Raw genomic sequence first — 14,159 nt, 5'->3', positions numbered from 1 at the left:
TTGGTAAATCCATGACAGCTATGAGAAAAAGTCCACCTGAAACAATTTCTGACTAAGACTGACCTTCAAAAAACATATCATAAATAATATGTTCTTTTTGATAGTTTGCAAAGTGTTCGATTGGGTCTATCGATCAAGTTCTTCTTTCGGGGGAAATGACACTCTCTATCACTAGTTCTCTTCATTTTTAGTCCAATCATTTTGCCGGGATCAAACCATACCAACAAACGTATAAACAACTTATTTACTCGTTTCTCTTTCATCACTTTTAACGATTTAACAACCTCAGTTGTGCTGTAGTGTCTCGGAGTTTGAGTTTGCATCTGACACACTTCGAAAGCATACTTTACGATCAATGTCGCTCTCACGCTCTGCATACCCCATTCATCATTATTGACAATAATCGTCATTTAATCGCTTTATAATACAGTAATTGCTTTATTAAACTCATTTTAGAGTTAATCGAGTTAGAACGATCATTTAAAGATTAATGTCATATATTTATGAGACACCTCACTCACAGAGATATACTAATAAACTCATTTTTTAGCCATTACTTTTCTTCTAATTTTAAAAGTCAATACAAGCAATACCAAAAATACAGAGAGACATGCCGAGAGTTTCTGGATAAGTGTGCCAGCGTAATAAATCTCAACTGAGCCACTTTTCTCTGCTAGCAATGTTATCTTGCCATCCTCAAGTGCTTTTCCAGTCGTTTCTGATAAAAGCAAGTTAGGCTGACTTCCTTTGGCTCCTTTTGAATAATTTGCAACATACCCCTTATACCATAACAATGGGACCACAATCTCTGCTTTTTTTTCTTCATTATCAATAGTATATTGGATTTTTATTTTTCCATAGGATTTATCAGTACCCACTATTTGTCCATTTTTGATTGTTGGTTCGCCATTTGTTGATAAATTGCTAGGATCGGCACCAATATTTAAATACTCTCCCCCTGAAACACCCAGAACCACTGATTTTCCTTCTACACCGCTTCTCATAGCATTCAAATCTTCATATCTATTTAACTTTTTTTGTTCATATTCTGGACTATTATAAAGAATAATTACTTCTTGCGGATTATCGGATGTCGTAAAATCTGGGAATGTATTCCGAGAAATTCCCAAAAAAATTGTCAAAACTATACAAAACACAAACAAATAATTTGGTATTTTATGATTCAGAACACTTAAAAGTATGATTAGAATGAGTGCAAATACAAGATATCTTCCCACGAATTGAACAGCTCCTAGAGAGGACGAAGAAAATTCTATCCAAGGAAACATGTTACTTCCTAAAATAATCAATGCAAATATGAGGAAAGATAAATCTCTTAGCAGGCTTGGTTTCATATCAAACTTACGCAATGTAGCTGTTAAAAGAATGACTCCAACAGCGCTTAATGTCGGGAAATTACTAATGGTTCTTACATTATCGTTCAAAGAATTAAATAAAATAGTCCCTATCCCTTTTACACTAGTATACCTAAAAGCATTAGGTGTATGAAATGCAATCAGCTCTTGTGAAGCTTTCTGCTCTAGTAATGGCAAAAGGAAAAAGGCGGAGAATCCCACTGTTAAAAGAATGGTTTTCATTAAAGCAAGCATTACTTTACCATTTACTCTTCGTATATTTAAAAAAAAGAATAAAAGACATATTAATGCAACTACCATTGTGCTTAAGATATGTGTATTGACAATAATTGCAGCTATAATTGAAACAGCTGCTATATTCGTCTTCTCAAAATAAAATAATTGATACAGATAGTACAATAACAAAGGCAATAGTACTAAGCATATAGCAAAAGCTATTGCCCCATTCACTATAGTTGCCATTAAAGAGTTGAAAATAATCAATGCAGAAAATGAAAATGCTCGAAAGTCACTAAGCTCAAATTTTTTAGCTGTAAAAAAAAGAATGGTCAATGAACCCGTATAAAAGCAAACATACAACGCCATCCAAGATTGAACAACGGAAAAATTAAAAAAAACTATCAAGATTGCTGGTATATATAAAAACCATTCCCCGTAAAACATCGGTGTTCCATATCCTAAGCCATTTGCCATATAGTAATTTATTTTTGGAAACCAGTGATTATTTTCCAAAGAATTAGCTAAACCAATAATTCTGCTTGTATGAAAATCAAAATCTGCACCAGATACCAGAAAATAACTATTCACATACACATAAATCAAACTAATACAAAAGAATATCCCAATATAAAAGATATATTTTTTTCTTGTAGTATCTTTTGTCTGACTATTTTTTTTTGTTCTCCTCATTGCCCCTATTTCTTCACCCTGCATGCCAAAATTTCCTCCTACTAATCTCACTCAATTGCCTTTTTCTTTATTCCGCAAGTAAATAGCTTTGACGCATTAACCATTTTCATAACTACAAAAAAATCCTAATCAGATCTAATAGCTAACAATAAACATTCTAACTAAATTACCACATTTCTACAATAGCCGAAATAGATTTAATCGAATAATAAAAAAATAGCCCTAATAGAAAACAAAGCAAAACATGCCAAGGGTAGTCAGATCTTTTCTTCCCTAGATTTTACAATGTAATAAATATTTCTTTCATAAACAAAATAGTCTCACTGTACTTCAATCTAAGAATTTTGAATATATATCATTTGCAATACCTGCAATTCTGAATAGAACAGAAACAGCAACATTTTTTCTCTCTTTTCAAAAAATAAAATGGTCTATTGATCACTGAATTAACAACGATTTATAGACCTTATTACAGATTTATCTAACCGATTTTTCAAACAAAAGAAAAATGTTCTCCCCCCAATTTTAACAGCTTCTAAATACTGCTAGATCTATCTCTGCTATTTAAACGATGCCTTGGGTTTATAATTTTTTAGTCAGTGGTGCTAGTTTTAAAGAGCAAAAATCATTTTTTCATAACCATTGGAAAACGTGATTTTTTATTTAAGTAAATAAAAAACTTCATCTATAACAAAATAAGGAGCAAAAGACTATTCATCAATGGTAATATTCTCAATATCTGTATCTGGTTGATCAAATTTAAGTGAGACTAAATCTTTTGTTCTGAAGGCTATAGACCATCCCAGAGGCTCAATAGGAAAATAATTATACGTGCTTTCATAAACTTGGGGTGCTCGCACTACAGTCGGAGCCGTAATTTCATAAGTTACCTCGTTTTGCAGTGTACGCATTTGATATTCTTTGGTGGAGATTGCATCATTGATTGTCTCATCATTTTCATAATTGTCCCCAATCGCATACAAATCTCCTTCCATATTATATAATCCTGTATAACTAGAATCAGGGTAATTCACTTCATGAATAATAAATGAAAACTCTCCCATCTCCGCCTGATTTCCTGATGAATCGGTGATAATATTGAAATAAAAATCTGATGGTTCGATATCAATTGGGTTCAAATTATTATCTGATTTCATCTTGGATAGGAATTCTTTTCCTGATTTTACTATGGAACTGTCGCTTTTCTCTAATAGCTCCTCCGCCATTGCAATATCTTCTCGTATACCTTGAATTCTAACTGATTGATAATCAAATTCATCTTGCTTAACTTTTTCTAATATCTCTTCATCTGTCATCTTAGAGACTTCGCTGATAGTTAACTTAGTATTCTTATATCTGCTAATTTTATTATCCTTATCAAATACTAAAACAGACTCAGTTGCTGTATCTTTTCCAAAATCATTTTTTGTAACATACCATAGTTTTGTTTCTTTATCTTTATCATTCATATATTCAGCAAACGTATACTTTCAAAATTGGGCGCTATTAATTATTTTATTTAGGCTTAACAATGCAAAAATAACTGCATAGTAGTTAAATCTCTCTAAAAATTTATATCCAAATGGTGTTACTTTATACACACCCAAAATAAAAAAAGCCAGAAACACCTGCAAATAGGCATTTCTAGCTTAATCAATACAATTACCCCACAGACCCTTCCAATGACTCTTTTTGGAATCAAGGGAAAGAAATAGGCTTTACAATGATATTTCATTTAACAAATTACTATAGACTGATAGTGTATATCAGCAGGTAATATCATCTAGAACGTAGCCAATATCGTAGTCAAAACAGCAGGTAGAGGAGTTATTTAAAGAATCAAACTCTTTTTCTTATTAATCATGAAGTTAAATTCTTTCTAGAAAGTTGGGAATAGTTATAATTCAACTTGAAAAAATTTAGATTTCTATTTTATGTCTTCTATATCTATATCGTTTTTAGCCATTATGGTCTTAATTACTTCTATGCCTATCTCAGTTAAGAAATTGTTTCGTGATCTAGATAGAAATTCAGACTCATCTCGTTTATATAGCCTTACTATTTCAGGTATTAAATAGAAAAATACATAGATAGGGATAACATATTCAACATCTTCATTTTTTACCAACGGTGCTATACTAGAACTTTTCTGCACAACTATTCTCAGTTCTTTACCTTCAGAAACCTCATTTAGATAAAAAGTGACTGCCGCAAGTGGCATTTGCAAATCAATTTTTATAGACGTAATTGGATAACCGTTAGTAATAAACGCTTTAGTTATGATTAACTCAGCTGTCTGAATACTAGTGCCTTCAAATTGGTTTTCTTCACTAAGAACTGTGCCTGTAAATCCATTAATGTTATCTAAAGTAATATCTTTACTTAATTCAAATTCTTCCTTTATCCGTTTATAAAAAAGCCAATGAAACAAGTCTGATTCAGTTTGATGGATCGAAGATAATGGTTCAATTGATCCTTCCCCAATCAACCGCTTCACACGCCTTAACTCATAGAATTCAGCAGAGAATATTACAGCATACAATCCATCTTCCGATTTAACAAAAATGACATCGACATTTGACTTATTTAGTCGTTCCTCTTTAGGTAGTAACACCCCTGTACTTTGATCAAAAACTCTTCGAGTGCTAAATTCACAAAAAGCTGTAACTTTAATATATGAAAATACTTCTTCAACTTCTTCAAATTTAATTTCTTCTGCTTCCGAAACATTAATCCACTTATAAAGAAATGTTTTTTCATCCTCAGGTGTTCCCTCTGGAATATTTTTAACTGCCAAAGGGTCTTTATGTTCCCTAACCAGAACTTTCTCTTTAACATCGTCTAAAGTAGCAAATTCATTATTTAGTTTTAAAAGCGTATAACGTTGGTTTTTAGGCAAATAATTCATTAATTTAACTCCTAACCTTGAATAGTAAATTGTTCTAACTGAAATTTGCAGTAATTTATAAATAGATATTTAGATAAGAACGGTGATTTAGATAAATCTAGTTCAAGTTTTATTTCTCCTCTAGCTGCTTGGACTAGGAGGAGATTCAATTGTAAGTAAATTGAACTATACTCACTTGAAGAACTATATTTCGAGAAAATATCGAAGGTTATAGATCCATTTTCTAAATAAAAATCTTCATTATTTGCAATAAACCCCTCAGCTAGTTCTATCGCACACATTTGTGGGTTTAACCTTATAACGATCTTTGCATTCAAAATTCGTTTGAGAAACCAGAGTTGTATTTTAGTGAATTTCGCATCAAAACAAATTTTTAAGTATTGAGGTTCTTCAGGACTGTCTCTAAAATCTAGCTCCTGAATTTTTTTATCTTTTTGATTAAAAAAAGAAACTTTTACTTTTGGAAAAGTAATACTCTCCCAAATCCACTTAATTATTCCGAAAAATGCGAGAACTAAAATAAACCCTACAGCTACAAAAAACGCGAATACAATACCTTCAGCCTTCTCTATCCTAGTAGGTTCCCATTTTAAATAGTTGAAGTATGAAGTAAAAATTGGCATAAACTTATGAGATAAACCTAAAGCCATTAAACTTCCAAAAAAGGTAGCAATCGCATCAATAAATTTTGATTTTATCTTCTCCTTCATAGTTAGCGCGTGTGTCCTGTAAAAAGGAATTGGACAATCTTGATTATTAAAGAATATAAGCCCTTATCAAATGTATTCGATAAAGATATATTCCCATTAGAATGAATACGGACACGATTTTTTGGACTTTTTAGATACAACTCTATATATTGAATCTTTTGACTATTCTCTTTTAAGAAATTAGATATATTGCCAACTTCATCGGAATCAGACAACATGTCTTTAACTGTCGTTTTTTCCAACTCAGCTTCTTCTCCGTCTTCTTTAAAAGAAAAATCAGTAAAAACAAATTCTTCAAGCTTTGATACCCACAGTAATAAAGCTAGAAATTTGTAATTTGTGATTATTACGGGTCTAAAATTCCCATTTTCAAATTGCCTACTTATTTTATCCACATTTTGTAAATAACAATCAGGATTATATGCAATGCATTTAAATGGGGTATCTTCTTTACCAATAATAGATTGTTTACTAGAGAATAGAGCTGCCAAGTCCTCTAGCTCAGATAAAGAAAAATCTTTCAATATCTGAATTGCTTTATAAGTTGCCAATCTCTACACTCCCTTTCTTCAATCCTATTCACTGTAAGTATAATATATAGCTGAAATAAATACTATAATTTTCCACTTGTTTCCACCATCAATAATTTGAAAATATTTTGAACATGCTAAATCAATTACTACAATCAATAAAAGAAAATGTAACACAAGAGTATTCCCTAATGTTGCATACCTCATTTATTATTATACCAGTATTTATTTACGACACATAAGGGTGTACCATAATAATTTTAAACGAAATGACTACATGTAGTCATTGAAGCCAATCTTCATAAGACATCTGTAAAATCTTCAAAAAAAGAAGCGTTGAAAAGAAGGAACTTTTCTTCAATGCTTCTTTTTTTGATTTAGTTTACCGCCCTACCTGAACGAATAATCTGATTTCTAAACTCTCGAAAAACTTCTTGTGGTTGATAATAGTCTATATCTATTTCAAATATTTCCGAAAACAATTCAAGGAACTTTTCTACTGAAATGATGATGTTACCATCTTCCTCTTGGCTATTTTTTATTATTTCTGCTTCTAATTCAAATAAATCTAGTGACGAACTAAAATCATAAATCATGTCATATTGAACAAAAAAATCAAGAAAAAGTTGCTCAAATTCTTTCTTATTTATCACTAGTGTTTCAAGCGGATCAACTTTATTTTCTTCAGCCATTCTTCCAATTTCCTCACTTTCATTTTCAAAAATCACAAAAATGATATTAACTTAAAAGCCACTAACAAAATAAGACTTACAAAGTAAAGGGTAATCCAACAAAATAACCATTCGCTCTACGTAATACGATTTGGTATTCCTGCTTTTCAATCGGTAATTCATAATAGTAATTTACTGTTTCTGCTTTCCCACTTTCAATATACTCAGGATTATCCAATATCATAGCATACTCATAAAGCTCTTCACCATCCTTATTTTCAATCGACCATTGTTGCGGACGTATCGGATTTTCCGTATCATTTTTAAGTGTATAGGTCACTTGTAATACACGATCATGTTGTGCAAATTCATTTCTTTTTTCGGTCAATTCAATATTTTTAAATGTTAGTTCAACCCCATCTGCCTGATAAGTTTCACCTATTTTTAAATCTTTTGTTACAATTTTTATTGGCTTTTGTTCTGGAAAATATCTGTCTTTAATTGTTAGATAACTTCCAAAAAGAATCAATCCTAGTAGCACTAAAAGAATTCCTTTAACGAGCCACTGAAACGGGAAGTAAACTTTAAACATCTTTTTTCTCCTCCGTTTTGTATTTGTTTTTTAGAAAATACGATAACTTTTGATCAATGTCATCCAGCTTTTCAATTACTTCATTACTTATCATTGATTCTAGTTCTGAAATTTTTTGTTCAAATTTAATGCTTTCAGGATCATTAAATTTATTATTTGATGGACTAGCTAACACTGGTAAATTTGAAACCATAACACGAAACATATTTGCCTTGGAACCAAAAACTCCTTTGTTTTGGTTGTAAAAATTGTTGAATATTTCTTTAGTTTCTTCTGAAGCCGAGACTTTAAAATATGGATAGTTCATTTTTTTCTTCCACCTTTCTTTTTTTGGGAGGGAGTCTGTAGGGAGCTTGCTCCCTCAGAGATTTACCCACCATCTGACTTGCCAGAAAGTAGCCTAGCGTGAGCGGGGCGGATTGACTGGCAAGTAGATGGGTAGCTGGCGTATGTCCTAAAAACTGCTTCTTTCCAAGCAACTCTTCATAGGCAAAAAACTGGAAAGTCCACTAACAAGCCCATTCAGAATTCCATTTCAAAATTTTGTTGCCTTTTTTGCTGATTTTCAATCATTTGTTGTGTGAATTCATAATCCTTTTTAGCACGATACATTTTTACATCGTCATTCATTATGCGACTGATTTGATAGTGAATCTGTTTAGCAGAAGGTGTATGAGAACAATTTTTAAAACCCTCTGCCGGTAAAAATAACTCTTTCTGATCAGTCTTTTTAATAGAAATTGTTTTACTTTTCGCACTACGTAAAGTTTGAGGATTCACATCCGTATGAAGTTTAATCGTGTATTCTTGATCATCTTCTAAATACATTGTATTTACAAAATGCTTGTCTACCTCTCGCAAGAAGTCATCATATTTAATGAATTTTTCATCGCCTTCACGGTCGCTAAATTGCTTTTGTGCGATGGAATCTAATTCCACAAACGGTACATTTAACTCACCAGTTTTGTAATTTACTCCACTAATTAGCGACATAACTTGCTCTCTTTCCATATTAAAAAAATTTTTTATATGTGATTCTTCTAAATTCTTTTCAAGTTGTTCAGAAACAGATTCAAATGAATATCTTTTCCCTAACTTTCTTGCACTAAAAGTACGTTCGACATACTGACTTTTTTCTTTTCTAGATTGTTTATCTCTTCCTAAAGTAATTAACTCACCTCTACGCTCATAGAAATTTACATCTTGTTTGTAAAGAACATAGCCTAGTTTGTTATTTGTTTTTGAAAATTGATAAACTTCAATGTTATATTCTTTTGCCAAATGATCCGAAAAATCTTCAAAAGAATTCACTTCGCATTTTTCCAACGTTGCTTCGATCGCATTTTGCACAAACTCTTGATAATTAATTTTTCCATATTTCATCTTAGAAGGATCGTTTGAATAAAGATTGGTTCTCTTTTCTAAGTTTTCATAGTACTCATTATTCACTGATTCAAGACCATGTTCATTGAGGACTTGATCGTTAATTTTTCGCATTCGTTCTAAATCTTTAGGGTCAATACGCAACCTTTTACATGTTTCTACGTTAATATTATTAATGACAAGATGACTATGAAAATGATCTTTATCATTGTGACTTGCAACAATGATTTGCGAATTTGGAAAAGCTTTCTCTGCAAATTCGACAGCTATTTCGTGCATTTTAACAATACTTAACTCTTTAGAAGTACTCTTATCAAACGAATGAATAACATGAAACGCTTGTGCTATATCTTTAGATTTATTCATCTTGGTACGTACTAAATTCATTTCTTGCAGTGCTTCCTCACTATCATCACTACAATTTATTCCTGAGACTGCAACACATTTTTCTTTTTTTGAAGAATTAGCTGCATATTGTAATAGCGAGGATAAATTTTTCTTGCGTCCTTTCGATGTTATAGTAGCTCCCAAAGTTGTTTCACCTCATCTTTTAAACTTGCAATAATCTGAATTGAGTGGATTAAATTCTGATCAACTTTTTGGGAATACTCTTCTTTTGTACCCGGTCTAGTTTGCTTTTCTATCCAATATTCGAAATATTCTTTTTCTACTTCTGATAATTTAAAAAAAGAGGGAGCACTCCGATTGGACTCCAAAAAAATGTCATCTGGGTAACTAATCATCAACTTTTTTGCTATGCTATTGGCAAGTTCATCTTTAAAAATGTTGTAACGGCTAGCATCAAAACTAAAATGTAGGCTCTTTTCTTTTTTATCTTCAGATTCTTCTCTAAAATATTTAGCAATGATATTTAATGCCTTTACCGCTTGATTCAAATTGTTACCAATTTGATTTAACTGTTTGGTTAAAGCTACCCTATCATCTTCAGCTAACAACGGCGGTTCATATTTGAGTCCCTTTAACCGCTCACGGCAAACGTCTGCTCTAGAAATTCCCCTTTGTTTTGCAATCAATGTCAGTTCAAGATAAGTCTTTTTATCGACACGAAAATTTAAGGCCTCACTATGTTTGCGATTTTTTTCGTACATTTTTTGTTTATCATCCATTGATTATCCCCTCAATTTTTTCTAGAAAGCAACATTTGAAATTGCTCTCTATTTCATTTTTCATCTTTAATTCTTCTTGAATCATCAGTTCAATATAATTAGTGACCGTGATTTTTTCATTTGTTGCGTTCTTTACTGATTCACATAATTCGTCAAGTTCTAAGAAATCATGCGTACTAATCTTTAGAATTAATTGCATGACAATCCCCCCTTTTATTTTTTTAATAGATTATCGAAAAGTGGATTAGGATCATTAAGTGTATCTCTGAATAACTCATTGTCTTCATAAGTGAATCTTCGTCTTGATTTTGATCCCTTATCATTTTCACGGATTTCACTATCAATAATCACTTTTTCATGATTTGAATCAAATTTTTTCGCTGACTTTCTGTCTTCAACAATATTGATTTTTTGTGTTTTTTCTTTCATTTCTCCACTATCTTTTTGAACGTTCTCCCGAACATCTACTGTTTTGAATCCTTGACTACTTGTAGAACTTTGTATATTTTCTCGGACATCTACTGTTTTTGGTTGACTTGCATTGCTACTTTGCACATTCTCTCGGACATCTACTGATTTAAACCCTTGACTACTTGTAGAATTTTGTACATTTTCTCGAACATCTACTGTTTTTGGTTGACTTGTACTGCTACTTTGCAGATTTTCTCGAACATCAATTGTCTTAGTACCTTGACCATTTGAAGAACTTTGTAAATTCTCTCTTACATCAACGTTCCGTCCGACATGACCATTCAATGAACCTTGAATATTTTCTCGGACATTTACTGATTGTCCACCTTGATTACTTGTAGAATTTTGTAGATTTTCTTTGACCAATTTTTCTAATCCGGTATTTGAATTTTTAGCTTCTTGAATTCTTTCTTTTGTCAACGCTTCTTTTTCGTCCATATTAGCGCCTGTACGTCCTTCTACACGTTTCCTTAACATTTTCTCACGATTCATTGCTTCAGGCGTGTATTTCGCTTCCTGTCGCTTCTGATTAATTAATTCTTCAGCAGACTTAGCTTGACCGTGCATAACATTTTTGCGTTCTTCAATATCTTGTTGAACTTTTTGCTGAATTGCACTTGCAGGATTATTATTCGATTCAGCATTATTTTTCATTGCTTCACGCATACGTTCAGAACTAGACATAATTCTATCGGCATTTTCAACCTTAGCACCATCTTTTCTATCCGAAAGACGTGTGGGCATGGAATCAGCATATTTTCCAGTTTCATCTTCTTTATTTTTAGCCAACATAGGTTTGCTATTTTTATTAATAGCGGACACGGTACCATCATCTAAACCTTCTTTGAACTTATTCTTGGTATCATTAGCTATATCACGCATACTTTTAAATGGTTTTGTTGCTCTTTCACTAGCCATTGTAGCTCCATCTGAAACTAAACCTGATAATCCACGTTCATGGGCATATCCCAAAGCTCTTCCAGTTTTGCCAGCTTTTTTTGATAGAGTTTCGCCGAAATTCTTTTCTGGTTTTCGATCTTCTCCTTCTCCGCTGTCTGATCCATTTCCATTTCCGCTTCCTTTGGCACGATTAAATCCATTTGATCCTTTTCTAAACAGCATAGCGCCCATGCCGAATGCTGAAGCAAGTTGCCCATAGCCTTCTTTGAGTCCAATATCAACACCAAAGTATCTCATGACTGTTCCACTGCCTTTTATCAGCACAAACACAGCACAGATATAAGCAATTGTTTTTATAAAAATATTTGTGGAGATACCTTCGCCAGTATTTAGGTAATTTATGAACATTGCAAACATAGATAACCCGAACCCTTGAAATCCGACTGTCAAATAGCACTGTAAAATATCTGACAAAACTTGTTTTGATCGTTGTCCTGTTTCTAAGTCAGTAGCAAATACTAAAACTCCGAGTACACGTTTAAATGCTAACTCGAGTATTGCTGTAATTATAATGAAAGCACTAAAAACATACGCTACCGCTAAAGCAATCAATCCAAATGAAATTCCCCATAGTTTCGCTTGATAGCGATAATATCCTGATTTGATACCATCAACAAAGGTTGACAAAAAATTATCTGAAAATTTAGTAGCAACAAATTCATTATCAGAATTTTCAACTAATTCATAACGCAGGTTATCAGCTGTTGGGTTCTCTTTTTCCATTTTATCAATTACATTATCTGTCAATACTTGCGTAAGATCCGTTTTCCAGAAATTTTCTTTTGTTAGATTATTCCGGTCATTCGTTTTGTTAATCATTGAATACTGATCTGTTTTATTGATATAAGCTAAATCAGTGACCCCTTGTTCAATCAGCGACCACGCCACGCCTTCGTCCGAATTTGTAATCGTAGTCGTATCACTATAAAATGTTTTAGAAAACTCTATTCCACTGTGAATCAAAGTCGGCATTAAAAGAATCAATGCTACTGACATAACTACGTTCATTCCAACCGATTTTAAGTCTAAAGTCCCTTTTACAGTCACCATTTTATATCCAATAATCATTAGTGAGAGTACCATCAATCCAATAACAATTGTATTTAAAACTGACTGATAGACTTTGTTCAATCCGGTACTTTCTACAAAGCTAAACAAATCTAAAACCTCGGGAATCATATTTTGAATGCCATCGACAACAGCGAACATTGATTTTATAACAGACCAGCCTATCCACATACCGAACTGGCTGTAAAAATTTCCGTTATATTTTTTCAAATAATTCTGATAAAGTGGATTAGTTAAAAACTCAGTTTGACTCTCAGTATCATCAAACCAGTTGAAAATACTGCCTTCTGCAACGTTACTCGTAAAAATAATCATAGCTGTTAGAATAAGAAAACTAATCGACAACCAATTAATTTTACTCTTAATTACCTTCATTGTTACCTCCCTCAGCCCATTTTTTTAGGCTCTCAGAAAGCTTCTGCGCTGTTTTTCTGTCAATTATGATGTGAGTTACACATTTGTCATTTTCAGATCTTAAATCGAGAACTATAGTATTGAAGCAGATACTCTCGATTAGTTCGAGAGTATCTGTGTTTTGATCAAGACACCATATTTGATCTATTAGACGATTTTTAATCATGTTTTTTCTCCTTCTAACCAATTATGCATAGAGATTTTAGGTAACTCTTTAATTCCGAAGGCTTTATTGAATTGATCTGTAGTTTCTATATTTTCTAGAAGCTGATTTTTATATCTAATTTGAAGTCCCTTTAGAAAAAACTTTGTGTAATCGAATAGTCCTTGATCTGTTTTTGCTTGAAAAACGCATGCTTTATGTTGTGTTATAATGCATTGAGCGTTAAGATACTGAGTATTTTCATATAAAAATTCAATGATTTTTCTGATATCTTTTATGTCTACATTAGCGTTTTTCAAATAGTGATACACTTGAAATAATTTTCGACCATCTTCGTTATTTGCTTCATAAAGAACACTAATCTTACTGTAAATCCTCTTTATATTAATATCCTCTTCTTCCATAACGGGAGTAGTCTTTGATGTGTTCTGTGAAGTAGTCTTTGTATACGTATATACGAATTTGTACATACCTCTACCTTTTTTTAAAGAGACATATCTCTTTTTTTCGATAACCCTCTGACGGATTTTCGACACATACTCCTTTTTTTCACGATCTAAAGCAGGAAAAGTAATTTCTATCAATTTATGTACATTTAAAACAATGTACATAACATTTGATAATGTAACTGCTCTTTGCTCATAATAAATATTTCTAAAAACTCTTTTGATAATTCCCTTTTTCTCTAAGTACACAATTGCATCTTTTATAGCTCTTTCTGATAGTCCTGTTTTTTTGCTTAATTGCTTATATGATTTTTGCAAAATATCTTCAATAAATTTCTTTTTATATCCAATTAACTGGCCCTCATCGTTAAAAATTTTTTGGGGTCTGTACCAGTAAGTAATTTCTGCTAAGATAACTATTGCATTCAAAT

The 14,159-nt window shown here is 32.1% G+C and carries 14 protein-coding genes; all 14 read right to left on the bottom strand.

Going from position 1 to position 14,159, the window contains the following annotated elements:
* Positions 1-539 precede the first annotated feature (539 nt).
* The 14 genes from QN079_RS02485 to QN079_RS02420 all read right to left on the bottom strand — a co-directional run bounded on the left by QN079_RS02485 (position 540) and on the right by QN079_RS02420 (position 14,157).
* The gene (locus QN079_RS02485; RefSeq protein WP_118215594.1) at positions 540-2,309 is read right to left on the bottom strand and encodes a putative glycosyltransferase family protein; all 1,770 of its coding nucleotides are present in this window, start codon (positions 2,307-2,309) and stop codon (positions 540-542) included.
* Positions 2,310-2,995: 686 nt separating this feature from the next.
* Positions 2,996-3,754 carry a hypothetical protein gene (locus tag QN079_RS02480; RefSeq protein WP_225582111.1) on the bottom strand — a complete coding sequence of 253 codons (759 nt, stop codon included), beginning with the start codon at positions 3,752-3,754 and terminating at the stop codon, positions 2,996-2,998.
* A 458-nt stretch (positions 3,755-4,212) separates the two neighbouring features.
* Positions 4,213-5,193 (bottom strand): hypothetical protein, encoded by a 981-nt coding sequence (locus QN079_RS02475; protein ID WP_289230369.1) that lies wholly within the window; start codon positions 5,191-5,193, stop codon positions 4,213-4,215.
* Positions 5,194-5,204: 11 nt separating this feature from the next.
* Positions 5,205-5,903 carry a hypothetical protein gene (locus QN079_RS02470; protein ID WP_112009061.1) on the bottom strand — a complete coding sequence of 233 codons (699 nt, stop codon included), beginning with the start codon at positions 5,901-5,903 and terminating at the stop codon, positions 5,205-5,207.
* A 2-nt stretch (positions 5,904-5,905) separates the two neighbouring features.
* Positions 5,906-6,454, bottom strand: coding sequence for a hypothetical protein (locus QN079_RS02465; RefSeq protein ID WP_225000578.1), 549 nt, complete (start codon positions 6,452-6,454; stop codon positions 5,906-5,908).
* Between the two features lie 356 nt (positions 6,455-6,810).
* Positions 6,811-7,125, bottom strand: a complete 315-nt coding sequence (locus QN079_RS02460) for a hypothetical protein (RefSeq protein ID WP_289230368.1) — start codon at positions 7,123-7,125, stop codon at positions 6,811-6,813.
* A gap of 76 nt (positions 7,126-7,201) precedes the next feature.
* A complete protein-coding gene (locus QN079_RS02455; RefSeq protein ID WP_225000580.1) occupies positions 7,202-7,696 on the bottom strand; it encodes a hypothetical protein in 495 nt (164 codons plus the stop codon).
* On the bottom strand, positions 7,689-8,003 hold the full coding sequence (locus tag QN079_RS02450; RefSeq protein WP_225000581.1) for a hypothetical protein: 315 nt from the start codon (positions 8,001-8,003) through the stop codon (positions 7,689-7,691). The genes QN079_RS02455 and QN079_RS02450 overlap by 8 nt, the downstream gene beginning before the upstream one ends.
* Before the next feature lie 215 nt (positions 8,004-8,218).
* Positions 8,219-9,610, bottom strand: coding sequence for a relaxase/mobilization nuclease domain-containing protein (locus tag QN079_RS02445; protein WP_289230367.1), 1,392 nt, complete (start codon positions 9,608-9,610; stop codon positions 8,219-8,221).
* A complete protein-coding gene (locus QN079_RS02440; protein ID WP_289230366.1) occupies positions 9,595-10,206 on the bottom strand; it encodes a plasmid mobilization protein in 612 nt (203 codons plus the stop codon). The genes QN079_RS02445 and QN079_RS02440 overlap by 16 nt, the downstream gene beginning before the upstream one ends.
* Positions 10,199-10,405 (bottom strand): hypothetical protein, encoded by a 207-nt coding sequence (locus QN079_RS02435; protein WP_138314754.1) that lies wholly within the window; start codon positions 10,403-10,405, stop codon positions 10,199-10,201. Before QN079_RS02435 ends, QN079_RS02440 begins: the two co-directional genes overlap by 8 nt.
* Positions 10,406-10,419: 14 nt before the next feature.
* A complete protein-coding gene (locus QN079_RS02430) occupies positions 10,420-13,080 on the bottom strand; it encodes a pLS20_p028 family conjugation system transmembrane protein (RefSeq protein ID WP_289230365.1) in 2,661 nt (886 codons plus the stop codon).
* A complete protein-coding gene (locus tag QN079_RS02425) occupies positions 13,067-13,285 on the bottom strand; it encodes a BRCT domain-containing protein (RefSeq protein ID WP_289230364.1) in 219 nt (72 codons plus the stop codon). Before QN079_RS02425 ends, QN079_RS02430 begins: the two co-directional genes overlap by 14 nt.
* A complete protein-coding gene (locus QN079_RS02420; RefSeq protein ID WP_289230720.1) occupies positions 13,282-14,157 on the bottom strand; it encodes a hypothetical protein in 876 nt (291 codons plus the stop codon). The genes QN079_RS02425 and QN079_RS02420 overlap by 4 nt, the downstream gene beginning before the upstream one ends.
* Positions 14,158-14,159: the final 2 nt, after the last annotated feature.

This window comes from Enterococcus sp. FZMF (genome assembly GCF_030263915.1).
In the GTDB taxonomy this organism is placed as follows: Bacteria; Bacillota; Bacilli; order Lactobacillales; family Enterococcaceae; genus Enterococcus_D; species Enterococcus_D casseliflavus.
This window is presented reverse-complemented; position numbering and strand designations above follow the sequence as displayed.

What these genes read in the sequence shown, in the direction of transcription:
- QN079_RS02485 (WP_118215594.1), bottom strand. Translation starts at nt 2,309, where the DNA reads ATGCAGGGTGAAGAAATAGGGGCAATGAGGAGAACAAAAAAAAATAGT.
- QN079_RS02480 (WP_225582111.1), bottom strand. Translation starts at nt 3,754, where the DNA reads ATGAATGATAAAGATAAAGAAACAAAACTATGGTATGTTACAAAAAAT.
- QN079_RS02475 (WP_289230369.1), bottom strand. Translation starts at nt 5,193, where the DNA reads ATGAATTATTTGCCTAAAAACCAACGTTATACGCTTTTAAAACTAAAT.
- QN079_RS02470 (WP_112009061.1), bottom strand. Translation starts at nt 5,903, where the DNA reads ATGAAGGAGAAGATAAAATCAAAATTTATTGATGCGATTGCTACCTTT.
- QN079_RS02460 (WP_289230368.1), bottom strand. Translation starts at nt 7,125, where the DNA reads ATGGCTGAAGAAAATAAAGTTGATCCGCTTGAAACACTAGTGATAAAT.
- QN079_RS02455 (WP_225000580.1), bottom strand. Translation starts at nt 7,696, where the DNA reads ATGTTTAAAGTTTACTTCCCGTTTCAGTGGCTCGTTAAAGGAATTCTT.
- QN079_RS02450 (WP_225000581.1), bottom strand. Translation starts at nt 8,003, where the DNA reads ATGAACTATCCATATTTTAAAGTCTCGGCTTCAGAAGAAACTAAAGAA.
- QN079_RS02440 (WP_289230366.1), bottom strand. Translation starts at nt 10,206, where the DNA reads ATGGATGATAAACAAAAAATGTACGAAAAAAATCGCAAACATAGTGAG.
- QN079_RS02435 (WP_138314754.1), bottom strand. Translation starts at nt 10,405, where the DNA reads ATGCAATTAATTCTAAAGATTAGTACGCATGATTTCTTAGAACTTGAC.
- QN079_RS02430 (WP_289230365.1), bottom strand. Translation starts at nt 13,080, where the DNA reads ATGAAGGTAATTAAGAGTAAAATTAATTGGTTGTCGATTAGTTTTCTT.
- QN079_RS02425 (WP_289230364.1), bottom strand. Translation starts at nt 13,285, where the DNA reads ATGATTAAAAATCGTCTAATAGATCAAATATGGTGTCTTGATCAAAAC.